Source organism: Mesorhizobium sp. M0016 (assembly GCF_040324035.1).
Classification (GTDB): Bacteria; Pseudomonadota; Alphaproteobacteria; order Rhizobiales; family Rhizobiaceae; genus Mesorhizobium.
On sequence record NZ_JAMYVM010000001.1, the window covers coordinates 260,241 to 285,232 of the forward strand.

Sequence of the window (24,992 nt, forward strand, 5' to 3'; positions counted from 1 at the left end):
TACTTTTGGTCCGGGTAAGTACCATGACGGCCGGCTTTTTGACGAGTCTACTTGGAGAGGCATCTGAGATCCGCCTCCCCCATCAAAATGATCCGAATGATCTGAGGGCAATAGATCCAAGAAATGTACTTTCGAATGAGCCCCTCAATTTGTACATGTTTCTTGGAAAACACTTCTCATCGGTATTGCCGGGCACAACCTGGAATCAGCTCCCGGTCGCGGAGGAATACAAAAATGATTCCATCAGGTACGCCACGATCGACGGACTTAGAGAGTATACCAAGAATTGGAAATTTGCTGATAGAGATTTTTGTGTTTCTAACTATAGCTTATTTGTGATATTCTTCAATAGAGGTTATGTGTTCAAAGTAGAACTCCGGTTTGTGAGCGACGATTTCTTGGGAGATTCCGAGAACGACACCAAGCAGTATTGCTTTGACGAAAAACCGCTATTTGATGTGTTGCACAATGAAACGGGAGGCTCCCTCGTCGCAAAGGATGGAGGAAATGAGGTTATTGAAAGGACGAATAAATACGTCAGAATACTGACGACGGATTTTCATAGTGCCGATCTTAGCTGGGCCCTCCTAGGGGCGCCTGGCGCGGGCGCTCCTTAGCACGACATCGCTTGGCCTCGAGGATGCCCATCGGGACCTCCGGATTTCCCGCAGAATTCGACGAGGTCGTTCCTCCGTCATGCTCGGTATGACCCTCACCTCGGGTAGTAGCTCTCTCTGGAGCTTCACCATAGCAAGCAAACAAGGCGCGGTCTTGGTTCAAGTTCTGGTACATCGCGACCAAAGCCTCCCTCGCGCCGGGTGGTGTCTCCGTTTGAATTCCGGCTTATGACGACCCGTCCTCAACGTTCCGGCTCGTGGACTCGGCCGGCGGTCGCCCGTACAATCCTTGCACTGTTGCTCTTGAAAGCATGCACTACATGCCCGAAGCACGCGTCCTACGCCGCCTCGCCGCAATCCTGGCCGCTGATGTGGTGGGTTACACTCGGCTCATTGGCAGGGATGAGGTCGGCACTCTTGACGCACTGAAGGAAATCCGAGCCGGGTTGGTCGACCCAAAGATGGCGGAGCACCAAGGCCGCATCTTCAAAACGGCTGGCGACGGCATCCTCGCCGAGTTTCCAAGTGTCGTGAACGCCGTGGCTTGTGCCGTAGCTGTGCAGCGGGCCATGTCGGACCGCAACGCAGACTTGCCGGGGACCGAAAGATACAATTCCGAATTGGTATCAACCTCGGCGACGTAATCGTCGAGGACGACGATCTGTTCGGTGACGGCGTGAACGTGGCGGCGAGGCTCGAAGGCATCGCTCCCGTTGGAGGTGTCATGGTTTCGGGCACAGTGCGAGATCACCTCGGAAACCGTCTTGACCTGCAATTCGACGACAACGGTGAGCAGATACTTAAAAATATTGAGCGCCCCGTGCGAGCTTATGCGGTGCGCCTCGACGGTCCCGGAGCGACCCGCGCTTCGCCGGCATCGCTTTCGGATAAGCCCTCCATCGCGTTACTGCCGTTCGTCAATATGAGCGACGACCCCCAGCAGGACTACTTTGCGGATGGGATTACAGAGAACGTCATCACCGGATTGTCTCGGTTTCGCGATCTTTTCGTCATCGCGAGCAATTCGACGTTCGCCTACAAGGGCAAAGTCACGAAGATCCAGGATGCCAGCCGGGAACTGGGTGCCCGCTATATCCTGGAGGGCAGCGTACAGAGGTCGAAGGACCGTGTCCGGGTTACGGCCCAGCTCATTGACGGCAAGACTGGTCGGCATCTTTGGGCAGAGCGCTACGACCGAGGCATCGATGATATCTTTGCCGTGCAGGACGATGTCACCGAAAGAATAATTGGCAGTTTAGCCACAGCGCACGGAGGCCGACTGTTAAGGGCGTGGCACGAGCGCCCGGAAGTCGCGGGGACACGGAACTTCCAAGCGCTGGACTACTTCGTGCGAGGTATGGAGGCCATAGACTGAGGAACCTCGTGACGTGGTCCACGAAGAGCTGGGGATACTGGTATTGCGAGCCGTGGTTGGCGTCGGGGTAAAGGATCAATTGCGCATCGGGCAGATGCTGTTGCAGGTGATAGGAATTGATGGTCGGCACGATGACGTCCGTGCTGCCGTTCACCCCCAGGACGGGCTGCTTGATGTCCATCAGATAGGCGAAGCGCTCACCTTTGGGTTGACCCCATTCGCCGATCGCCGCCATTTGTGCCGGTGCGACCACGTCGCTGATATTTACGCCGCGATTGACGGTGCGCGCGCGGTAGCGATCGAGAAATTTGCGGGCGGCGGCTTGGCTCTTCTCTGACTGCGTGAAGAACACATCAATCCAAACCTCGCCGCGAACCTTGCCGAAAATCGCCTGGGCTTCCGGGGTGAGGCCTTGCCTGCCATCGCCATTGCGAGGCGCCGTGCCAACCAGGATCAGGCGGCGGACGAGGTCCGGCCGGGCTTGCGCACCAGTTGCGCGACACCGCCGCCCATGGAAAAGCCAAGGAGGTCTATGGTCTTTCCAATGCGTCATTGTCCGCGCCGTGATCGCGATTGGTCCGAAAGTCAGAGCTTTCAGCACGGTCCAGCTGCGTTCCTTTCGCAACTCGGGGATCAGCCCCGCCTTGATCACCGAGGATTTACCCGAACCCGATGCTCCGGCAACCCCGACGATCGGGTGCGTGCGGAGCTTCTCGCGCAGCTTGCCGACAAATGTCTTGCGGCCGAAGAAGAACGCTCGATCGCGCTAGCCGAAGTCAAGCAGACCCCGATACGGTCGCGCCAGCTGCGGGCATGCCGTCCAGATCAACTGAGTACCACGGCAAAGGCCACCGCCTGTCGGCATCGTCATCAACCGCCACCACCATGCCGAGGATGAACCGGCGCTCATCATCGAGAAGCGGCGCCCCGCTGAAACCTGGGGCGACGAACGATTCCTGAGCGCTCTCAGCCGCAAAATGCACCCAACCACCGACATCGCCGCCGAGCAGCCGTCCTGCGGCAAACGCGCCATTTGGTTGAGAAAAACCGAAGCTCCGCACCAGGCGTTCTTCAAGCTCGTCAACAATAAGATCATCAGCCGAATAGGGCCGTACGCTCGCTGGATTATCCTCAGCGATATTCAGAAGTGCAATGTCACCTACCGGCTGCGCGACCCGCTCGACCGCCAGCAGCGGCGGCCACCACTCCAGCACCTTCGCATGATACTTGCGATCACGGGATCTCGCCGGAAGATCGAACATAAAGTTCGCTTCATCGCCTGGTCTGTCCGGCGAATAGTCATCGCGGCCGAGAGCTGCGTTGAGAACATGCGTCAGGACACACAGGCCTTTAATGCCTGGTCATTACAAGTGTTCCGGTCCCAAGCGCCTGTCCGTCGCCCGAACAGAGGCGAACAATGTTCTCTTGCCAGACATCCGACATGCGTCACGCCCCGTCGCCCAAGGCTGAAAACAACCTGAAGAAGCAACCGTTGCACCTCAATAGTCAAACTGGCAATAGTAGTCGCGCAAAAATAAAACGGCATCGTCCAAATCAAGTGGAAACTCGTATCCATCCGTCGGGAAGAATCAGCAATGCGCCGCAGATCAGCAAGGGGAATAGGCGGCTGAACTCGTCTGAGCGAGACAAATCTCTCCACGTTTGTTTTGAAGAGGGGCCGTTGACCCCACGCTCCGAGTGATTGGTCAATATGCGCGTAGACGCTGCCTGGCGTCACCTCTCCAAGAAGATTTGCAGCGGCACCTCCACCGGAAGCGTGAGATACGCCGCCGCCAAAGCGCCGAAACGCGTGGAATAGAGAACGAAATGCGCCCTGCCCCGCAGCGGCCGGTGCGTCAGGGCGCCTTGACCTGGCCCCTCCCGCGACTGACGATCGGCACGTTGGGCGCGAAGCGCGCTGCCGAGGCGGTGGCGATCACGCTGGAACGGATCGAGAGGCCGCTGTCCTGATTGTTGTTGATGCGTTCGTTCTGCCACCACAGCACGGCGGCACCCGCGGCATGCGGGCAGGCCATGCTGGTTCCGTTCATCGCGATGAGCCCGCCGCCGGCCCTGGCCGAGACGATGTCGACGCCCGGCGCGCTGAGGCGCGGGCCGACATTCGAGAACGGCGCGATCTCGAGCGCGGCATTGGCGTTGCGCAGCGCCGCACCCACCGAGATGATGTCGGGTGAGGCCGCGGCCGGCACGCTGACCCCAACGACGTTCTTCGGGTTCTCATGCGCCCGGCTTTCATTGCCCGACGCCGCCACGATCACCATGCCGTGGCTCCCGGCGTTCTCCAGCAGCAGGTCCGCCACGCAGAGTTCGAACTGCTTCAGTGTCTCGCGATAGGCGACCAGCGCGATGGAGGTGGCGAACGGCACGGCCTGCCCGCTCTTCACCAGCCGCTGCACCATGCCGGGGAAGTCGAAGCCGATCGACATGGAGACCACCTCGACCTTGTTCTCCGCCGCCCAGCGCAGCGCATCGAGCACCGCCTTGGTGGTCCCCCTGCCATTGTCGTCGAGCGCCTTGGCGATGAACACGTCCGTGACGCCGGGCGCGACGCCGATGCGCACGCCGTCGACCGGGCCTCCGAAGACCGTGCCGGCACAATGCGTGCCGTGGCCATGCTTGTCGGCGAAGTCATTCGGATCGCCGCTGGTGAAGTTTCGCCCGGTGATCTTCTTGTTCTTGAACGCCTCATGGCCGCTATCGATGCCGGTATCGATGACGGCGACCCTGACGCCGGCTCCGTCGAGATTTGAAAGGTCCGCGCCGATGCTGGCGATGCCCCATGACATCTTGCTCGCCTTGGCCTCGCCTATCGCGTCGGCCGAGACCTGCATGCCGAAATCGGCCGCCGCGCGCGGCTGGATCAGCATCACCGGCATGTTCGGGATGGCGATCATCCCCGGCTCGTCGTTCTTGGCCTGCGCCTGCTCGGCCGTCAGCACCGCCGAGGTGACCGACAGGATCGGTGGCGGAGCTGGCGCAGCCGCCCCGGGCGCGCTCTCCAATACGTCGCCGAACACGCCTTCCTCGGCGCCTTGCAGATTGTCCGTTCTGGTCGGTCGCTCGATGATGACGTATTCGAGTTCAACCGGTGGCCGTTTGCGCGTTGCCATGATTTCCTCCTCGTTCAACCCTGCGGTGCCTGCCGCCACGGGCAATCAGTTGGTCTGCACGCCGGCTGGCCGTGCCGGCGTCGGGCGGCCGCATTCGATATAGCCGTCGCGCGAAATGGCGTTCGGGCACCACGTCTCAAGCACGCGCACATAGGCTGCCGCCGTTTCCGGCGCGAGCTTGCGTACCTCTTTCAGGAAAAAGTCGGTCTCCAGGAGCGGAACCTGCACCGCCGTCCGGTATGCACCTTCGCGCAGATAGATTTGCGCCGGAATCTGCATCCCGACCCCGTTAGTATCGATGGCCGAGACGAGCAGCCCCAGCGAGGTGCCGTGAGTCCGCACCAGCGCAGCCACCTCGGCCTGCGCGTCCGCGAGGCTCGAATGGGAACCGAACACGATCACCGCCGGGACGGTATCGCGTGAGCCGGTCTGTTGGTTGAGGAAGGCGGTGTCGGGAAACGTGCCCGGAGCATCGTCCAGCCGGCGTGCGACCATTTTCGGTGTGTCGGCATGCGAGGCGAGCCGCGCCAGCGGCAGTTCGGCGACAAGCCGCGCGCGGGCAAGGTCGACGACGCGCAGTCGCCCTTCGAGGCTGGCGGCAACGACCTTCGTGCCGTCCGGCGAGATGGCGAGATGGTCGACCACCGCCCCGTGCTCGGGCAGTTCGAAGCTCTGCGGCGCAGCACCGGTCAGGTCGACCAGCACCAGGGAATTGTGGGCATCGCCGGCGACAAGGAAGCTGCCGTCAGGCGCGATGTGGGCTGTAACGGCAGGCGTGTCGAGGCCGATCTCAACGAAGCGGAAGAAGCTTTCACTGCGGCCGGACGTAAGCTGAGCAGTCTCTGGCGCTGAAATGTTGGCGACATAGAGCTTGCCGTCGCGCGTCCGCAGCATCAGCTTCGAGCCGTCGGCGGAGAATTTCAGACCGTCGCGGTCCGGCGGGCCGACGGGCGTGGTGGCCAGCGCGAAATCAACCCCGTCGCCGCGCTGCTCTGATGACGCGACCAGCACACCCCGGTCGCCAAGGCCAACCGTTGCGACTATACGGCCATCCGCGCTGACGCGCAGGTCGTCCAGGGCCTGACCGCGCGGCCTCGCTTCGACGATCGCCCGGCCGGTTTTCAGATCGATGACCTCGAACGACCATTCGCCCACACGACGAGCCGCGAAATCCCCCGATTCGGCGAGGCGGGCGAGACCCCCGCCGCGGCTTTCGAAAGTTGCAATGAGGGAAAGCGTCGTTGTCGCATAAAGCCGGATGCCGCCCGCGTTGGTCGTGACGGCGATACGCCTGCCGTCGGAGCTGAATGCGATATCGCCCTCGCCCATCCTGTTCGAAATGTCCGACGGTCCTTGCGCAATCAGCGCTCGGGTTGCCGTGTCATAAAGTCGTAGCGGGCCTTCCGCCATGAGGACCGCGAGGGTGTCGCCCCGCGGGCTGAAGGCCAGTGCGCCGTTCACGGAACCGCTCACGCCGAGGTCGACAGGGTTCGCGTCCTGCGCCGTGAACACGAAGATGCGGCCTTCGGTGGTCTCGATCGCGCCGCGCGTGCGGGCGCGGTCAAGGATGACGCGGGTGATCTGCCCGCCCTTACTCTGCGCTAGCGTCGTCGAAAGCGCAGTGATCGCACGCTGCGCGGGTGTGCGCATTGCACCGCCGAGAAAGACCGCTTCCGCCACACCCGGCAGTTGGATAAGTTCGTCGCCGTCGGTGAAGGGCTGGTCGAGCGTCGTCTCGCTGGTGATCCTATAATCGTCGCCGGTGACCTTTTCCAGAAGGTAGCCGGACTTCTCAAAGCCGGTGTTATCGCTGCCGGGCTCTTTGTGAATGATGGTCTGGCGTCCGTCCTGGCTGATCCCAACGAGCTTGAGCTCCCTAAAGCCGCTATATTCGAACAGCGACCAGTTGGTGGCCGGAATGCCTGCTTGCGTGGTGCTGTAGGTGAAATTGTCCCCGCCCTCCTTGGTTTGCGGCCCACCTGACCCGTCACGGACTGCGGTCACGCGATAGACGACGACGCGACCGTCGACCCCTGCCGCCGCAATCACCGGATTGTCGTTGGAACCGCTCGCGGCGACGGCGACCACCGGTTCCCCCAGATTGCCGACATGCGATAGCGACACGCTCTCAAGGTCGCCAGATGCCGGCACAATAAGATCAATGGCAACGACTTGCCCATCTCCCGTGCCGGCGGCCGCGAGCGTGCCATCCGGCGTGGCAGCCACCGCGCGCACGTCCGACAGGTTGCCGATCTCGCCGACCTCCTCCACCTTGTCGTTGGTCTCGGAAACACGGTATTGATAGAGGCCGGTCGTTGGCGTCTGCGGCGCGACCTGCTGCTGCTGCTGTTGCTGCTGGTTGGCCATGACTGTCCGGCGTCCGGCGACGACGGACACTGTGTCACCGCTCCCGATCGCAAAAAGCCCGTCATCGGCCTCCGAATCCGCCGCCCCGACGGATAGAAACACGCGGCGTAGCGCGGCGGGCGGTGCCTCCGGATCGAATTGTTGAGTGAGATCGGCGCTGAGAGTGACGCGGAATATCGGCTCTGTTCGCAGCCCCGTCGCGCTTGGTGCGCCAACGATGCCCACGACCGGGCGCTGGGACGTGGCCGAGGAGGTCATCTGGCCCGTGCTCGGGAGATACGAATAGAGGGCGCCGCTGGCCGTGCCGATGGAGATCTGATCGTCGGACACCCAAACGAGGCTCGTAACCGTTTCGTGCGCCACTTCGGCCCGCGCGATTTTGCCGTCCAGCACCGTCTCGGCGTTGCCCACGAGCCATCGGACGCAAAATCCCGCCACCAGCGCACCGACAAGGACAAAGCCGATCGCCGGCACGTGCCGCGCGAGGCGAAACACTCTGCGCAGGCCGGCACCCAGGCGCTGCCGGAGCCCGTCGAGGACATTCGCCGGCCGGTTGGCCCGCCTGTTCGGCGCCAATGGCTGAGGCTGCCCGGCGCGGGCCTGTAACGGCGCTTCTTGTGCGGCAGGCGTCTCGGAAGGCGGCGGCGCCAGATCCGCCGACGCCCCATCCGGAGACGGCGGTGCATATGTCTCATTCGGATCGGTTGCAGACAAAACGGTTGCCAGATCGGGCGTCGCCGTTTCTGCCGGCCCGGATTCAGTCACCGTTTCCAGTTCGGGACCGCTTTTCTGCGTCTCGTCAAGGCTCCACAGCTTTTCCGGCGCGTCGGTGCTCTTTTGCGCCGGCTGGCGCTGCTTCTGCTCAAGCCCTTCAGGTTCCGGCCTGTCCGATTCCGGCATCATCCGACCACATCGCCCAGATCGCGCGGCGCCGTCGTCGAAAGGTCGTCCTCCGCATCGAGCCGCGTCCTGGCCCGCACTTCGGGGGCACGGCGGGCGAACCAGCCGAGGCTCATCAGCCGCCGGTAGACTGCCACGCCCAGCATGCCGAGCACGGAGACGGCCGCGACGGCGATAAGTGGCAGCCAGGCGCCCGGTGCATGCGGTGCTGCGGCACTCGACGGCCAGAACGACAGCATCGCCCAACACCACAGACCGACCGCCGCGACCACGGCGAGACGCAGCAGCACGATGTTGCGCGCCCGCTCGATGAAGATCGCACTCGAGGCCGGCAGATGCAGCGTCGGCACCACCTCCGGCATGTCGCGCAGCATGAAGTCGGCGATCACCTCGTCGGGAGCGATCTCAGTGCCGTGCTCGTCGGGCAGCCAGACGGTAAGCGCCCGCTCCCTGCCGGTTTCGCTGCGCTGCGGGCGCCGGCCCGGCAGCGTGGTGGCCGCAGCTTTTTCGGCCGCGCGCGCGCTGCGCAGCATTGCCGCCAATACGTCGCCGATGGCGGCGCGCTGCCATGGCTCCAGCGCCGAGAACAGGCTTTCGCGCAGCCATTGCGGCATGCGGCCTTGCCGGAACCATGGCAGCAGGCAGAGTTTCGCCAGGCGCTCCTCGTCATAGATCGCGCCGCGCGCGCCATGGAGTCGGTTGCCGAGATAGACTGTGATCACATAGCGCAACTGCGGATAGCCGGCGCAGGCGGCCAGCCAGTAGAAGCCATCGGCGCCCAGCCACTGTCTCAGATCGGCGATCAATTCGTCGCGGATCTCGTCGGCCGGCGTGATGTCGGACAGCATCGTGTAGTCGTCGTCGCGGACGAGGTCTGGACGCCGCGGCGTCGAATGCGTGGCACCGAGCAGGCCGGCTGCGGCCTTGAGCCAGCCCTGGATGCGCTCGACCAGTTCCTCAAGGTTGCCGCCCGAGACCGGCGCGGGCGGGCGCCAGAGCGCAAGCCGCCGCGTGCCGAAGCCGGCGGCAAGGTCGTGGAACCCTTCGGCCGTCGCGCGCCCGATCGGCGCGGCGAGCGCCGCCGACAGGTTCATCTCGCGCTCGCCCCATTCGGCCATCGGCAGCGGCGTGAGCAGCATGCGCGCCGGCCAGGCGCGCAGGAGATCGGCCACGAATTTATAGGGGCGCTCGGTGAAATAGTCGACGAGATCATGGCCGTCGGTCACCAGCACGAGCCGCGCGTCCGGATGCAATTCACGCAACGCGCGCAGGTCGAGCGGTCCCGACTGGGTGCTGCGCGCACTGGCACCGACCAGCGTGCGCGGGTCGGGGCTATACTCGTAGACGTTGAGCGTGAGCCCGCCGGTCTCGAGCGCCTCGATGAACCTGGCGACGCGCTCACGTTCATGATCGTTGTCGCGGTGTCGCGGCACTAGGAACAGGAACTCCGCCGCGCGGCTGCGGGTCGCGAAGACGGGCTGGGCGAAGCCGCCGCGCTGCAGCGTCGCCGAAATGCTGCGCCTGACGTCGAGCCGCTTGGATGGCACCGGCGGATGCCACGAGATCTGTCGCGCCAGCCGGCGCTGCGGCTTCGGCGCCGTGCTGGCGAGCTCGCTCGAAGCGATCGGCGTCGGCGTGCCGCGCAGATCCTCCGGCGGGTTGGTGAGGGCCGCCCGCATTGCGCGCGCACCCGTGGCGACCGCCCAGCCGAGCACCGGCACGAGCGGCAGGAACAGCAGCCAGCGCGGCCAGTCGGGCCAGCGTTCGGCGACCGGCTGCATGGCGCCTTGAAGCACCGGCTGGTTGAGCGCCTTGGCGATCTGGGCGGTGAGTTCGCCGACGCTCAGTGGCACCTCTTGCTCGCTAAGGTCGACCCCGAACTCACCAGCGAGGCCAGCCCTCAATTCACTTTCTTTCTCTCCGTCTTCGTGGTTGAGATCGTTGAAGCTGGTATCGTCTGTCAGCTTGCTCGGGTCGACGCTGTACATCTGGGCGGCCTCGCGGCGCACGATGTCGGCCACCTCGCCATACCGAAATGCCTGTATCCTTGCATAGAGCTTGGCCTGCGCGCCCTCTGCATCGTCGGGCGTCTTTTGCGTCGCCACGTCTATGCCCAGTTTCAGGCGCTCGCGGTCGAGCCCGACCGCCAGATCGGTCTCGGCGGCGGCGAGCGAATACTGGCCGAGCGCGTAGGCGCCGGCGAGCGTCGGCGGGATCGGCTCGTAGACCGGCAGCGGCCAGCGCTTCAGCATGGCCTGCAGGAACAGCGCCGGCTCGCCCACGAAGTCGGCTTCGCCGGCATAATATTCGGCGAGCGTGTAGGGCGAGATGCTGAAGCCATACTGCTCGGCGGCGGCGATCGTCACATCGAGGAAGTGCAGCCGGGCGGATCGTGCAGGATCCGCCGGCTGTGACGGATCGGTCTGCGCGCCAGGCGAAGCATTTGTGTGCGGCGTCACGCTCGCGCATGCCGGCGGACAGGTGCGCTGTGTGGCCGGCCCGGTGTCGGGCCCGAACTGCTTCCACAGCACCGGCAACAGAATGACGCCCGCGAGCACGGCAATGGCCGCGCCGGTCTCCCGACGGAAAAGGACGTGCTGGAGAGCATTCCAGACGTCGCGCCAACGGATTCTCGGTGGTGGCGGTGGTAGCTCCGGGGGCGGCTGCTTTTCCGGCGGCAGCGGAACCTCCGCTGCGCCGATCTCCGGTTCGAATCTGCCGGGCAAATTCCCGTTATCCAGCGTCCTGTCGAGCGCCTGTACCGATTCGCGCGTTTCGGCGAGCACCGGCGCGAGGTAGCGGCGCCACAGATCCTTGGCGGTCTCCTCGCCGGCGCGGCGCCAGCATGCGCCGGCATTCAGCCCGGTCATGGTCATGACGGCGTCGGCACGCTGGCGCGGCGAGACGTGCCGCAAGGTCGCGCCGAGGCCCGCCGCGATCCGCTCGCGCTCATAGGCGACGAAGAAGGCGTCCAGGGCGGCTTGCGTCCAGGCAAAGCGATAGGGTGCAGCACCGGCTTGCATGGGCGTCAGCCGCTCTCGAACGAGGTTTTCCCGGGCAGCAGGTTGCGCAGGATCTCGCGGTCGTTCTTCAGCTTAGCGAGCGCCACGGCCGCCGCCTCGAGCCGGACGCCGAGCTCCGGAGGTTGCTGGCCCGTGGGCGACGCCAGCAGGAAGGCGGCGTCAACGATCTCGGAGACGCCTGCCTTCTTGTCGACCGGCTGGTTGCGGAACTTGCCGACGAGGTCGAGCAGCTTCGTGCGGTCGCCGACATCGAGCACCAGATCCTGACCCGTTCGCAGGAAGCGCCGCTTGAGGTTGTTCTCGATGATGGCGTGCAGCCGGTCGACATCGGGAAACTGGATCTCGTGGAACACGCAGCGGCGCAGGAAAGCGTCGGGAAGCTGCCGCTCCTCATTCGACGTGATCACGATGATGGGCCTGAGCAGCGGATCCTCAGGGAAAGCCGGCGTCTGCGGCCGTTTGCGCTTTGTGCGCCCTTCCACATTAGGATCGGCGGCCGCATTGCTGCTGCCGAGTTCCGGCACGTTGAACTGCAAGCTCTCGATTTCGGAGAGCACGTCGTTGGGGAAATCGCGCGACGCCTTGTCGATCTCATCGATGATGACCACGGAGCGCTGCGGCGGCAGCGCCCCCTCCTGCTCGCTCGGATGCTGGTAGGCGCGTTCGCCGCCGAGCATCTGGCGCACGTCGGCGTAAGGCTGCGCGTCGAGGATCGCCGCGCCGAGCGCCTGGTATTCGATGTAGTTCGCCACGTCGGTGCGCCCGTCGCCGGCCGCGCCGCGGAAATTGGCGTCGCGGAAGCGCCCGATCGCGTCGTAGGTGTAGAACAGATCGCGCGCTTCCGAAACGGAACGTGTCGAGAAGAAATACAGCCGCGATATGCCGAGGCGCCGGGCGATCGCGTAGCCGAGTTCGGTCTTGCCGCCGCCAGGCTCGCCCGACACGAGCAACGGCCGCCCGAGCCCGATCGCCACGTCGACGGCGGCTTCAAGCTCGGGATTGAACACGTAGCCCGTGCCTCGATAGGCTTCGTCCATGCCGTTCGCGGTCAGCGGGACACCCTGGTCCTGCTTCTTGTCGGAGAACGAGCTGAACCACATGGTCGTGTTCCTCTACCTGGTGTCGCGGCAATATTTGGACGTGACGTATCGAAAAAGCTTCGGTTCGAGTGCCATGAACGGCATCTTGCCGCCGCGGAACAGCTTCCCCACGTCATCGGCAAGTTCTTCTCTGTTTATCTTATACGCGCGGTCGATGGTCGACATCCATTTGCCGAGCTTGTTGCTTTCGATATCATCGAGGCTCAGGCATTGGCCGCAGCCGGCTGGCGGGCGTGTCCAGAAATCCGCGACGGAGGCGCGCAGCCTGGCCCTCGGATCGCGCCCATCGCCTGAGTGTCTGTTGTCTTCGTAGACGAAGAAAACCTGGAACTCGGCGTTCTTCGCGAGCGGCACGCATCGCCGCCCCACCTCGGTCACCAGCAGGCGCTCGCGCTCGAAATCGAACTTGTCGAACGTCTGGCCGATGGCGAAGATGGTGCCTTGGGTCGACCGGATCTCGCGTTCGATTTGCCGTGCGATTTTCTCGGCGGCGGCAGTCGGGGGCAGGCTGGTGTCGAGCGTGACGGGACCGTCCAGCCACCCGTTCTGCGACCATCCGGTGTTGAGAAGGCGAGCGAGGCGTTCGTCGATTTCGGTTCTTGGCAGCCCTTCCAGCGCAAGGCTTGCCTCGCGCAACCGCGTCATGAAGAATGCCTGGCCATCGATGCGTCGGCAGGCGATAGCGTGGACAAGGCTCTGCTTTTGCCGCCGCGAATCGATGATGTTCCATTCGGCATCGTCGCGATCGAACAGCGCCATGGCGCGGTTGTGCCGTCGTCTCAGCACATCCTCGGCGATCGTTTCCGTTCCCTTGGCCAGTTCGACATCGGCGGCTTGCTGCGGCAATGTCTCGTCGTAGATCTTCCTGTTTTTGCGGAAGAGCTGCGCCGCTATGGCGCCGAGCGGGATCGCGCGCTGGCCGGGCGGCCGCTTTACATTCTTGAGCGCCGAACCCGGATCGCCGGCATGGTGCAGTGCGACCGGTTCCAGATTCTTGCCATAACAGATCGCGCCCGAGGAGCCGTGTACCGTCTCCGCATTGTGTGTCACCCGCAGTTCGCCTGGGTCGATGGAGATGATCGTGCCGCGCGACGGCACGTCGGGCAATGGCAGGCTCGAGACGCCCTGGTTTCCGATCGTGCAAGGATGATGGTAGATGTCGATGGGTGTATCCTTTGCCGGCCGCATCTCGGGTTTGGGCAGTACGAGCCAGCCGCGCCTTGCCGGCCGCGTGCCGTCGGGCCAGCCGGCGGCATAATCGGCAGGCAAAGGCAGCTCGCCCACCCTCTCCGCGAGCCGGATTACGGCGTAATCCAACTTTTCCGGATCGGCTGGCATGTCGGCGTTCAGATCTTGAAACGAATAGCTGGACATTGCTACGTCCCACACTTGCGCCAGTGGGATCCTCCGGCCCGTCTCTGGTGCGAAATAGTCGAAGTGCACGCGCGCGTCGGCCTGCCGCGTCGGGTCGCGCCGAAGCTTCTCGACCACGTGGTAGTTGGTGAGCACCAGATCCGGGCCGATCAGCGCGCCGGTGCCGTAGACACCGGCGAAATCCTCCAGCGCGCAGGTCCAGCTCCTGCGCTCCGCCCGCAATGTCGCCTCGTTCGCCAAACCCGCCCCCGCCTGACCCTACGCGGGTCATTCCGACGAGAACAAACCGCGCCGGTAATACTTTCAGCCATAAGAACAGATTAGGCAACCGGTAATGCGCGAATCTGCAACGTCGAAATAGACCAAACTTAACCAGCATGGCGAAGACGTCCAGCCCGACGCCGCTCAGGCGGAGATCGCGTGATAGCTTCCCGGCTCAAGAACCGTCATTCGTCACAAGTGTCCGCGAGACAGACCGATCGAACGCCGATATAGCTTCGGTGCGCCGTCCAGGCTCACCTGGCAGTCCGGGACTCGATGTTGCTTGGTTCGAACTTGCCGCCACAAATCGGGATCCGTTGATAGCCTGTCGCGTGATAGAGCACGTCGCTCCTGACGAGCTTCGACGATTTCAGATCGAACGCGAAATACCCGGCGGCCGCGCCGCCGCTGCATGACAATTGGTCTCCGGTAAAAAGCGTTGTGAAAAGATGCTTGCGCGTGCGGTAGCTGCCGCCCGCGCTGATGACGGTCGCCGACAGGAACAGCCGCGTGGCCTCGCCCTCCATCAGTGCCAGATATTCGGCGCCGAGCAGAAGCTGAGCCAATGCGCTGCTTTTTCCGGACTCCGGATCAACTTTGATCACCGCTTTGATCGCGGCGTCGACGGTGGCGAGCAACGCGTTGATCCGTGCCGTGGATGCCTCATCGGCCGGCATTGCCGCGACATGATTGCGAAGGCTTCGCAGGTCGTCAAGCAGGGCCATAACTGTCGAGACAGGCGCCCCGGCTCCACCAATGCTCATCGGAAAATATCCCGGCACCGACACCGGGATATTTCTTGCGATCAACTGCCCCGCAAGCGCCGGGTAGAGCGCGCTCTCCTTCAACTCGACGCTCCTGCCGAAATAGGCGGTTTCCGCCTTGAAGAAGGAAAGCAGAGTGGTGAGGCTTTGAACGGCAAGCGATGCGCTGTCCAGACCGGCTGTTATGGATTCCAGGCCGGGCACGGCCTCGGTGGGCGGCTTGACTTGCTTGAGCAGCGAAATCAGCTCCGCCCTCAACTCGATCACACGAGCGCTGAACCCGCTATAAACCCTTGCGGCGAGGATCAACTCGTCGCCGCCGATGATCAGCAGGCTGGGTTTTTCGGCCAGGCCGCTGATCTCGCTGGCGATCTGGCCCGCGATCTTCCGCAGCGCGCCGAGCGCCAGGATATCGACCTCGATCTTGACGTTTTCGTCGATTGCCGTCCCGCCGGCGGGAACGTCTGGAGGCGTGGCTCGCGGAGCCGGGTCGTCCGGCGGCGGGGCATCGTCTCCGGCGGAATCGGCTTCTTCGGATTTGCCTGTGCTCGCTATGACGCCCCCCAATTTCAAATCATTCGCCAAGGCCCGTCATTTGGTTCTGCCGGCACGCTTCTCCTTCACCGCTGCGGCCACGCCCGAGGAGTCACGCACCGCCTTGCCGCCGGCCTTTGCAAACTGGTCCGCCTCCGCGACGGACTTGTCGAATTTGACGAGCGGATTGCGGGACGCGATTTCCGAGATGGAAATCATGTAGCGCTGCCACACCGGATCGACCACGAACTCCAGCGGCACGTTGGACAGATCCTGGCGCAGCACGAAGCCGAAGCTCTGGAGCTTGCCGTTCTCGCTGGCGACGATGACTTTCCAGAATTCACGCGGAATCTGCGCTCGCACCGGGCCGGCGTCGTCGACGCCGAGGAATACCGGGTCGTCATCGGCAAGCACCGGTCCGGCGAAAATGGAGAGCCTGCTCGCCCCGGCCTGTTTCATCACGTAGTTTTCAAGATCGCCCCAATTGTTCACGCCCTGTGCCGACTGGTTGTAGACCGCGACCTGCGGTGAGCAGTTGGTGACGTGGAAGGTGTCGCCATTGGCGAACTGCACCTCCTGAAAGCTCCTGCCCCAGGCAACGTCCTCGCGCCGCACGATATGGCCGCGGTCGAACGCGCCCTTGTCCTTGGTGTAGAAGCGGTCGGGAAGCTGGAACGCAGGGTCGACACGCGGGTCCGGAAACCACTTTTCCATGTCCTTCTCGCCAAGGCCGCCGAGTGTCTTGCGATCGTAATCCTTACCCGGTTCGGGCCGCTTCGCCGCACTGCTCGCATCCAGGTTCGACGCCGTGAAGAGGGCGATGCGCCGCTTCCTGTGGAGGGCGAGCGAGAAATGGTGGTAGGGGATGAGCGGTTTGCCGGCGATGCTCACGACGGCATCGGGTTGGGCCGGGTCCGGTGGCGGCAAGGCAACGCCGAGAAACATGGCGTCGTAGCCCTTGCGCGTCGAATAGTCGGCGTCGTGGGTCGGCGACACCGCCGCTTCGGTATCAGGTGTTACTTGCGAGACAGGGCCGGCGACGACCACGGGCACTCCGCCGACGCGAATGCTGATCTCGATCGGTATCGTCCAGCTGGCGCTTTGACCATGCTGAAGCACACCAGCCACGGAGGGAACGGCCCCATCGTCCGGCTTCGGCGATGGCTTCTCATTGTCCGGGTCGGCGCGATCCCACCACTTTTGCCACGGAGGCGTTCCGCCCCTGGCGGCTGGCGCGAAGTTGACGCCGGCATCGACGACGCGTCCGTCGCGCGCAAGCTCGCCCGTTGGGACGCAATAGTTGCGGTCGAGATAGACGCCGGCGAAATGCAGCGCCACGATCTTTCCGTCCTTCGGGTCGTAGACGCCGGATCCCGAATTGCCGCCGAGCGTCGAACTGTCGTGGCACAACGCGGAAACGGTCTTGCCGAAGCTGTCGATAGAGCCTCGCGGCATGATCAGGCCGGGCTGGAGACGCTTGACGTTGTACAGACCATGGAAAACCTGGTTCTGCACCCCGGGGTCATTGCGCGGATCGAAGGCCGGATAGCCGATCACGGCGATCTCGGTGTTGACGAGCTCGTCCGGCGCGCGCACGGAAAGCTCGAGCGGAACATGATCCGAGCCGAGCCCGTCGACCAGCAACAGGGCCATGTCCCAATAGGGATGGATCATGACCACCTTGCGTACGGCGAGGACGGTGGATGCCACGCTGTCGCGTTCGCGCACGAAGTCGATGCCGGCCGAAAGGCCGCTCTTGAATGTCAGCTTGCGGTCGCCCAGCCCGGACGTGAAAATCTCGGCGACATGCCTGTTGGTCATCAAAAGGTTCTCGCCGACAACGAAGCCGGTGCCTCCGTAAGGAAGGCTCGGATGGTGCGGAAGCTCGATGCGGCCGACCGAGAGAATTGCCTTTTTGATGCTGCCATGCAGGGCTGCATCCGTCGAGAACTTGACCCACAAGGGATGGTCGACGACGAAATCGCCGTTGACGATGTCTATGGCCGGCCGCTTGTCGGGAATGATGATCGCTTCGGTGACGAAACCCTCTTCGCGATTGAGCTCCTCGTTTCTGTCGAGTTTTTCGATCGCGCTCTTCACCAGCGCGGCGTCCCTGTCCGAGAGAGACCCGCGCTCGGCAATGGACGTCGCCTCCGCGGATGCCGCCTCCGGCCCTCCCAGCACCGTTGCTTCCGGACGGGTCGATTCCAGTCCTTCTTCAACCGGTGCACCGGCCGGGGGTCTGATCTGCGACAGATAGCGTTGCAATTTTCCTGCAGGCGTCGAATTCATGGAATCCCCCCTTCTGTCCCGCCTCGATTGCCGCGGGTCATCAACAAAACCGACCTGCTCACCCGCGGTCGGCTGCTCCAAAGGCGACCTGATACAATCTCAGGCCCGCAGTACAAATGCAGGTGGGCGGAATGCGTAAGCTTGCGAATTTTGCCAGAAGTTACGCAAACGATAAATCAGGCATATCCAAATTGCAATGTTACGACGCTCATTCGAAAGGATCCATATATTTTACGTAAAAAGCTTACAAGTCATGGACTTAGTTCATGACATCATGGATAAAATATTTCCCACGACAGATATTGCAAATTTGAATCATGGGATGCAAAGTAGTGGTGGAATGGTTGGATAGCAGGTGGTAGCAACCATTCCATGAGGGACAGATTCTTTCGTGCGAATTGTTGTCAGGCGGCGCAAATGCTGCTGCGGGGAGTCTGCCGGTGCAGATCAGCCTGCGCAGGTTGGTGCGGCGGTTCTCTTCGATCGCGGAGCCCCGCACGAATGCGCATATCGTAGCAGGAGAGCGCATCCCGGCCTTGCGGTGCCACAAGGTGTTTGCCCACGCCTCGTGCAGGATGAGCACACGCCGCAATCCAATCGGCAAGACAGGTTCGCTCGGCGCAGGCCGGGCATGAAGGCAGGAGGAACGGATCAAATGGCGCGTTGTCCCTTTGCAGTATGGAAACCGATAAGCGGCTCTTCCGGCACCAATCTCGGCGGGCCGTTCAAGATCGTTCATCACACGACCGAAGGAAGCTCCGCACAGGGCGCTTTCGACGCCTTCCAAGCGCACCACTCCGATCCGCATTTCACTGTCGATGCGACCAAGATCTATCAGCACATCGACACCGGCGAAGCCGCGCGGGCGCTGAAAAATCTCACGGGCGGCGTACAGACCAATCGCGATTCCGCCGTGCAGATCGAGGTCGTCGGCTTTGCGCACAGGCCAAAAACGCGCGCGACGCTCGAAAATGTTCGCAAGCTCTGCCGCTGGATCGAAAGCACGCACGGCGTCCCCAAAGTATGGCCGAATGGCCCGCCAAAGCCGGCGGTGGATGGCCACGATCCGGGCGGCCATAACCGCAACGCGGCCAATTGGGACACCAAGGGCGGCCACTACGGCCACAGCAATGTTCCGGAAAACACCCATTGGGACCCCGGCTACACCAAGACGGAAGTCGACTTCCTGATGCTCGACAACACCGAGGGTTTGGAAAGCCCCGAATTCAGCACGATAATCCTCGAGGATCCCGGCATGAAAAACGATCATTCCCGCATGCCGGACCACGCCGACCCCGAGGGGGTCTCCATGGAAATGCCTGGCAAAACAAAGCCTGCTGCAAAAAGGAAGTCGGCGCCCCGCAAGAAGGCCGCTGGCAGCGACAGGAAAACCGCCGCGGCAACGACAGAGAAGGTCGCCGTGAGCAAGAAGAAGCCTCCCCGCAAGGCTGTTCAGAAAAGCCCGAAGAAGACGTAAGTGGCCGGAAACCGGGGCAATTGGCGAAATATGGCGCTGGGCTGCGAGCTACGATGTTGGCTGGCTCCATTGCGCGGAAGTGGCCAGCATGAGCGTCTCGTCCTTCCACCAGCATTTTCGGGCGATCACGTCGCTATCGCCGCTCCAGTTTCAGAAGCAACTGCATCTGATTGAGGCGCGGGGGATGATGCCGTCCGAGGGACAACCGGTGAGCAACGCGGCCTGTGCGGCTGGCTATGAAAGCGTGCCGCAGTTCACGCGCGAGTATGGGCGTGTGTTCGGCGTGCCCCGCTCCGCGACATCAATCAGGCAAAGGACCGCATTATGCACGCGGCGTGACAGCCGCGTTACTGGCAACGGGGCCCTCGCCTCTTGTTCGGCCTAGATGTGCGCATTCCTGCCCGACAGCTATGGGGCCGAAGAACGAACCCGCTGCGCGGGACGGGCGCGTAGATCACGAACCGGACGTCGCTCGCATTGAGGATAGTTCGGCAGCGGCAGACCATCACGGGCTTCTTCAACAAGGAGCCTGACCCTGCCCAATCCTCAGTCCACTTCGTCAGCGGCTGATCGACGACATGAACAGGCGTTTCTCACGGGAGACGCAGAGCAAACTATCTCCGTGACATCGGACGCCCGGCGACATTTCTTGGGCGATCACCAGACACAGCAACCGCCGACGACTTGCGCCGGTTCCAGATCGAGCAAGCAGGACGACGGCGTTCCCGTGCGGACCATGAACACCATCGTGTCGGCGCTGCGCTTCTCCATGCATACGGTCGATCGTCCTGTCTGGCGCGCAAGCTCGTTCGTCTGGCGCATCCGCCGCGGACGCCGAAGCTCGGCTTCAGTAAATGGCTGGCCGTCGATGCCAAGGTGGCGACGGCGCTGCTCGACGGCTCACCCTTCATTGCGAGATTATCGAGACCGTCATTGAATCCTGACGCGCGGACAGGGTCGTTTCAGCAGACCTAGCCGACAGGGTCGATTGACGTATGTGGGGCCACGATAGGGCGCATCCAGTTGGACAGAGAGCGAGCTGTTTCCCGATCCATTTCCAGTCTGCCGACTAAGTATTGTGTTGCATTCGCTACGTCGGCGGCGGATGCATGCGCCTTGGGGAGATAGGGCTGGATGTCAGGGTCCGCATGGGCCCAACCCTCCAAGACGTTGCCCAGGCCTGCCGCGGTGGTTGCGTCGAGCGGTCCAATGCCAACCAGACGCACCACGCGCTGCAGTAACGCAGGGTAGTCGCCACCGACCTGCGCTGCCAATCGACGCGCAAGCTCCGGGGCCCGAACGATCAATTCGTCCGGCAGGCGGCTGAACACCCTCACGGCGTTGTCACTGAAGGTGTCGCTGGAAATTTCGGGGATGCTGATAGCCTCCAAGGAGGCGGTATTGGCCTCCACCTGAATGAGGTCGTCGCCAAGCGTCTCTCCCAGGTTGCCCAGTTCTGCCAGCGCTTGCAGCACTCCTCTGGTGTCGCCGAGATGACGCCGCACTTGTACCAATTGGTCAAGAGCAGCTTCAATGTCCTCCGATTCCTTGCTGGTGCGCGCAGCCACCACGGCCATGCTGGCCAGTGATTCCGCCTGCGGATAGTGGCCCACCGCAGAGTGGGTGATGCTTTCGAGCAGGTACAGCCGGCTCCCCGGCAGGCGCTCCGAGCGGCTACCAAGAACCGCAAGTGCGGCTTGCGCCAGGCCGAGTTGCAACAGATCGCCAGCGCGTTTCTCGGCGTAACGCTCCCATTCCAGCTGCGTCGCACCGGCCGTGACCTCGCCGGCGCTCACGCCTACGCGGTTGGCTAGATACAGGCGAGCCCTGCCCTCCAGCTCTTCCACCGCATTGCGCAGCATGGGTTCAACGCCCGTCAGCCAGCGAGGGTCAATATCGTCAGGCGCCTCGTCCAACCAGAGACGATGGTAGATTTCTTCCGCCCGGTTCTCCGGCCCGGGCCGTTGCGCAAAATACGCTACGGCGGCGGCATGGATCTGCCCGCGTCGCTGGGCGCTGCTTCTGTCCTTCCGGAAGCCTTCTAGCACCGTCCGCCTCAGGTCAGGACGAATGACCAGTCGATCCACGTCCTGCCCCTGGCTCACCAGGGCCGTCTCGTTTGCCAATTTCTCGAATAGTTCTTCGGCCTCCCCGGCTTGCGTAACGTCGAGCTGGCACGGGCCGGCCAATACCTCCTGTATCAGCTGGGAGGTGATGTAGCGCAGGACTAGGCCCGGTATCGCGATCTGCTTGACAGCGTTATCGTGCAGGTGCTCGGCGATTCGTTCGTAGAGCTGCCCCTGAACGATGGCATCACCGATGCGCTGCCACAGGTCCTCCTCACCCAACTCGTCGTTGCCCGCGTCGGTCTCGCGCCGCAACATGTCCGCCGCGAGGCGCAGCGACAGCGGATTGCCTCCCACCACCCTGATCATGCGCTCGATCAGTTCACTCTTCCTGGCAAGCGCCGGCGGCAGGTGGTTACCCAGCAGCGCCTCTGCTGCCGCCTTGGGTAATGGCTGCAGCGGGAGCTGATCGAGGTGAGCATCTTCTATCTCGACCCGGCCGGCCAAGATCGGGCGCAGTGGCGGCACCATTCCTTGCAGGCGTCCGACCAGATCGACGAGCGATGGCATCGCGTCCGGCGTTGCGTACTGAACCTCTTCCAAAGTGTCGAAGATAACCGGAATCCTGGCCATTGGCGAAGCCTGCGCACTGCTAAATATCGCTGCCAGTTCGTCCAAGAGGTCATCGACCTGGGACGGGTACAACGGGAGGGTCGGCTGTCGTGTTCGGCGACCTCGCTTGGTTCGCCTGGTCAGCCTTCGCCTGCCCTCCCAGACCTCCAACAGCCCATCCAGTTGCTGACGCAACGAGGAAAGTTGCGGGGCGATCTGTCTTGCGATGGCGAGCAGAATGCCCAGATGGTCGCGTGCATCGAGTTCGGGCCGGTCGAAATCGAGATAGACGAACGGTCTTTCGATATCCAGACGCTTTGGATCGCGGTTCGAATAGTCGAGGATGAAATGCGCGATGAGTGCGGACTTGCCCATGCCACCAGGGCCGTGGACGAACAGCGGGCCGGGTCCACCGGTGGTGTCAGGGCCTTCGACATAGGCAATCAGTCGCGCAAGTTCTGTGTCCCGGCCGGCAAAGAAGCCGCGTGTGAGGTGCCGGAAGGGGGCAAGGAGCTTTGCCCGCTCAAGATCGATGTGCAGACCGGCGAGTGGCGGCAGTTGAAGATTTGTTCGGCTCAGCCAGCCGGCCGCCTGTAGGACCGAGCGCAATCGAGCTGGATCCTGCCTGTCGGCCAGGGTCACAGGATCCCCCGCGATCAGCGCGCCCAGCGCCACATTGACGGGATCGGATGGCGTCCCTGGGTTGTTTTCCCGTGCCCGTTGCAGCGCCTTCCGGTTTGACAGCCGTTCCAGTGCCCTCACCCTTATCCGGTCGGGAAGCCGCCAAGCGCGGCTCGCGTCAGGCAGATTGACTGGCGTACTTTCGATGATGACCTGAGCGCGTCCATGGTCGGACGCCGGCTCAGTCGGCACCAATTTTTCGGGGTCAAATGTCGAGGAGACCGCCGCCGCCTCAGCCCAGGCCCAGCGATCCTCGTCCGACGGATCTTCATCGGCATCATCGCTCCACACGTCGTCCGCCGTATCCACCGTGAACTCAAACTGCTTGACGCGATCGTCGAGCTCGCCGGAATGAGCGCCGTGCGAGGCAAAGGCCGGATCGCGCGTTATACCGGAGGTCAGATCCCAGCGAAAATGCTGTTCATGCAGCTGAGCGACAAACGCCGCGATCGGAATCCCCTCATTGACGTCTTCCTTGGAGCTGGTCTGCAGATGAACGCCCAACAGTCTCCACTCGATGTCGAAGCAGGGCGCACCGGTCGCACCGGGCCGGGTTGCGGTCCGATACTGCAGCATGCCCCCTGCGGTCGATACCAGACCCTCCGTATCGATCGCGACGCGAACGTCCTGGTCCTGGTGATGCTGCACGATTATCACCGCGGTGCCCGCGGCGCTCGCTGCCGGGCCATGAGGGACAATCCAGCCGCGGCCGCGCGACTGCGTCAGCGTGCCGCCTGCTTGAATCTCTCTTCCGGCTTGTCGGTCCAGTTGCATAACCACCAGGCCACTCCGCGACACGAAGATCGGGTCGGGCAGGACGGTATATGGCGCTGGCGATGGTCCCGTCAGCCCGGCGAATGATACGACGGGGGCACCACCGGCACTGAACCGGCCGTCAGGTCCCAGGGGAGCGACAACGACATGGGTCATAACTTGGTCAGGTCCGACAAGGAACCCGGTTCCCGATATCCCCGTGTGGCCTGCAGCACCACTCACGACGCAGACTTGCTGGCGAATCTCGGCGAGGCCGCTGGTCCAGGGACCCACCTGATTGGGACCGAGTTTGTCACGAACCATTTCTACCAGATTGTCGGTGGCCGGCAGCAGCCCGACAGCTTCGTTCAGTGATTGAAGCCTCTCGCTTCTCGGATTGGCCTCATAAGCGACACGCAGCAGATCCTCCAATCGGCCGATGTCTGCAGCGTGGCGCACGATTGCGCGAACCTGCACCTCATAGGCCGAAAACGGGCTCACGATCTCTCGCACTTTGAGGTTCAACCGGCTGGCGAGCAAACTCTCCAGGAACTGGGAGTCGAAGGAGTCCGCAAGTGCCTCTGCAAACTCCTGCTCGCGCTGCGTTGAAAGCCTGATCATTTGCCCAACTCCCGCAGAAGATCCCGCACGAACCTGAAGCAGTCATTGAGCGTGCGGCCTGGGGTCCTGTGGAAGTCTTCTGCCTTTTGCTGGATGACGGCGGGGCTGACGGACCATTTGCGCGCGACTGCTACCTGCATGATGGCGCCGACCATGTGATCTTTGGTGAAAACCTGAGCCTCGTCGCGCAAGGCGATGTCTTCGAGCTCTGCAGGCAATGGCGCTCTGAACCGCGTGAAGACGATCCGCAGTTCATCGTGCAGTTCCTCATCGGCGTATTTGGCCAGGCGGATGAGGAAGCTGGCCGTCCCATCCGGCAGCGGGACGTCGAGCACGCTGCCGTCGGGCAATAGCGTTACCGGAAAATCGTCGAAGACCAGCACCCGTGGTGGGCCGTCTTTCAACTTGTTGTAGATGATGGTGGCGAGCTTGCCGGCCCAGCGCTCAGCCGACTCGTTGCCGATGGGCGGCAGATCGGCGGGTGCGCCGATCCGTTCCAGTATTTCGGTAGCCAGTTCGTTTGGCCTCAGACATGTGGCGAGGCTGAACTTATGGGCTTCGAAGCCCCTGGAGGGCGCTACATGGTTGATCAGATAGAACGAGTACGACTTGCCGGTCTTGGCCGCTCCGTCGATGAGCAGAATCGGAGCACCGTTGACGCTCGTCATGGACAGCAGATGGGCCCGGAGATCGCTCCGGTTGACGAACGGCCGGCCCGATCCGAGCAAAACCTCATCCACGGCGTTTTGGCTCGTGGGCACGATGACGTTGCGGTCGATCTCGCCGAGCAGTGCCGCCAATTCCTCGCGAGCCGGGAACCTGGCCACCAATGCCGCGACCAGCAGTCGTAGCCAGTTCTCCGCGTTTGCAGTGCGCACCACCGCCTGGAGCTCGTTGATGTAAGTGGCTCCGGCGACTGGCACGATTGTCACCCAAGTTCCGGCGCCGCGCAGCCCGTCGATGAAATTGATCGCATTCAGGCGCTGTAGAAGCCCGGCTACCAACCCTACCAATACTGTTTGTCGCTGCTCAGAAATCATGGCG

15 protein-coding genes and 1 pseudogene are annotated in these 24,992 nt (G+C 62.9%); 5 read left to right on the forward strand and 11 right to left on the reverse strand.

Annotated features, from left to right (window positions below; translation table 11 throughout):
* Positions 1 to 23: 23 nt before the first annotated feature.
* From NKJ88_RS01330 to NKJ88_RS01340, 3 genes are all read left to right on the forward strand, one after another.
* Positions 24 to 617: a hypothetical protein gene (locus tag NKJ88_RS01330; protein WP_352443419.1), complete on the forward strand. Its 594-nt coding sequence runs from the start codon at positions 24 to 26 to the stop codon at positions 615 to 617.
* Positions 618 to 937: 320 nt separating this feature from the next.
* Complete coding sequence (locus tag NKJ88_RS01335; protein WP_352443546.1) at positions 938 to 1,261, forward strand: hypothetical protein; 324 nt, start codon at positions 938 to 940, stop codon at positions 1,259 to 1,261.
* A complete protein-coding gene (locus tag NKJ88_RS01340; protein WP_352443420.1) occupies positions 1,162 to 1,992 on the forward strand; it encodes an adenylate/guanylate cyclase domain-containing protein in 831 nt (276 codons plus the stop codon). The genes NKJ88_RS01335 and NKJ88_RS01340 overlap by 100 nt, the downstream gene beginning before the upstream one ends.
* A gap of 100 nt (positions 1,993 to 2,092) precedes the next feature.
* Here the strand turns inward: NKJ88_RS01340 and NKJ88_RS01345 are convergent.
* From NKJ88_RS01345 to NKJ88_RS01390, 9 genes and pseudogenes are all read right to left on the reverse strand, one after another.
* A pseudogene (locus tag NKJ88_RS01345) lies at positions 2,093 to 2,743 on the reverse strand (nSTAND1 domain-containing NTPase); the annotation flags it as partial.
* Between the two features lie 25 nt (positions 2,744 to 2,768).
* Positions 2,769 to 3,254 carry a S1 family serine peptidase gene (locus tag NKJ88_RS01350; RefSeq protein ID WP_352443421.1) on the reverse strand — a complete coding sequence of 162 codons (486 nt, stop codon included), beginning with the start codon at positions 3,252 to 3,254 and terminating at the stop codon, positions 2,769 to 2,771.
* A 594-nt stretch (positions 3,255 to 3,848) separates the two neighbouring features.
* The gene (locus NKJ88_RS01360) at positions 3,849 to 5,123 is read right to left on the reverse strand and encodes a S8 family serine peptidase (protein WP_352443422.1); all 1,275 of its coding nucleotides are present in this window, start codon (positions 5,121 to 5,123) and stop codon (positions 3,849 to 3,851) included.
* Between the two features lie 45 nt (positions 5,124 to 5,168).
* Positions 5,169 to 8,390, reverse strand: coding sequence for a hypothetical protein (locus NKJ88_RS01365; RefSeq protein WP_352443423.1), 3,222 nt, complete (start codon positions 8,388 to 8,390; stop codon positions 5,169 to 5,171).
* Positions 8,390 to 11,413 carry a hypothetical protein gene (locus NKJ88_RS01370; protein ID WP_352443424.1) on the reverse strand — a complete coding sequence of 1,008 codons (3,024 nt, stop codon included), beginning with the start codon at positions 11,411 to 11,413 and terminating at the stop codon, positions 8,390 to 8,392. Before NKJ88_RS01370 ends, NKJ88_RS01365 begins: the two co-directional genes overlap by 1 nt.
* 5 nt (positions 11,414 to 11,418) lie before the next feature.
* Entirely contained in the window at positions 11,419 to 12,513 is a 1,095-nt protein-coding gene (locus NKJ88_RS01375; protein ID WP_352443425.1) for an AAA family ATPase, read from the reverse strand.
* Between the two features lie 12 nt (positions 12,514 to 12,525).
* Entirely contained in the window at positions 12,526 to 14,127 is a 1,602-nt protein-coding gene (locus NKJ88_RS01380; protein ID WP_352443426.1) for a trypsin-like serine peptidase, read from the reverse strand.
* Positions 14,128 to 14,402: 275 nt separating this feature from the next.
* Positions 14,403 to 15,497, reverse strand: a complete 1,095-nt coding sequence (locus NKJ88_RS01385) for a hypothetical protein (RefSeq protein ID WP_352443427.1) — start codon at positions 15,495 to 15,497, stop codon at positions 14,403 to 14,405.
* Positions 15,498 to 15,503: 6 nt separating this feature from the next.
* Complete coding sequence (locus NKJ88_RS01390) at positions 15,504 to 17,738, reverse strand: DNA/RNA non-specific endonuclease (protein WP_352443428.1); 2,235 nt, start codon at positions 17,736 to 17,738, stop codon at positions 15,504 to 15,506.
* A gap of 391 nt (positions 17,739 to 18,129) precedes the next feature.
* On the opposite strand from NKJ88_RS01390, the gene NKJ88_RS01395 reads away from it, so the two are divergent.
* Together NKJ88_RS01395 and NKJ88_RS01400 are read left to right on the forward strand one after the other, a co-directional pair.
* The gene (locus NKJ88_RS01395; protein ID WP_352443429.1) at positions 18,130 to 19,215 is read left to right on the forward strand and encodes a peptidoglycan recognition protein family protein; all 1,086 of its coding nucleotides are present in this window, start codon (positions 18,130 to 18,132) and stop codon (positions 19,213 to 19,215) included.
* 88 nt (positions 19,216 to 19,303) lie between these two features.
* The gene (locus NKJ88_RS01400) at positions 19,304 to 19,600 is read left to right on the forward strand and encodes a helix-turn-helix domain-containing protein (protein ID WP_352443430.1); all 297 of its coding nucleotides are present in this window, start codon (positions 19,304 to 19,306) and stop codon (positions 19,598 to 19,600) included.
* Positions 19,601 to 20,186: 586 nt separating this feature from the next.
* Here NKJ88_RS01400 and NKJ88_RS01405 read toward each other — a convergent pair.
* A complete protein-coding gene (locus NKJ88_RS01405) occupies positions 20,187 to 23,948 on the reverse strand; it encodes an AAA family ATPase (RefSeq protein ID WP_352443431.1) in 3,762 nt (1,253 codons plus the stop codon).
* Positions 23,945 to 24,988 carry a hypothetical protein gene (locus NKJ88_RS01410; RefSeq protein WP_352443432.1) on the reverse strand — a complete coding sequence of 348 codons (1,044 nt, stop codon included), beginning with the start codon at positions 24,986 to 24,988 and terminating at the stop codon, positions 23,945 to 23,947. Before NKJ88_RS01410 ends, NKJ88_RS01405 begins: the two co-directional genes overlap by 4 nt.
* Between the last annotated feature and the right edge of the window lie 4 nt (positions 24,989 to 24,992).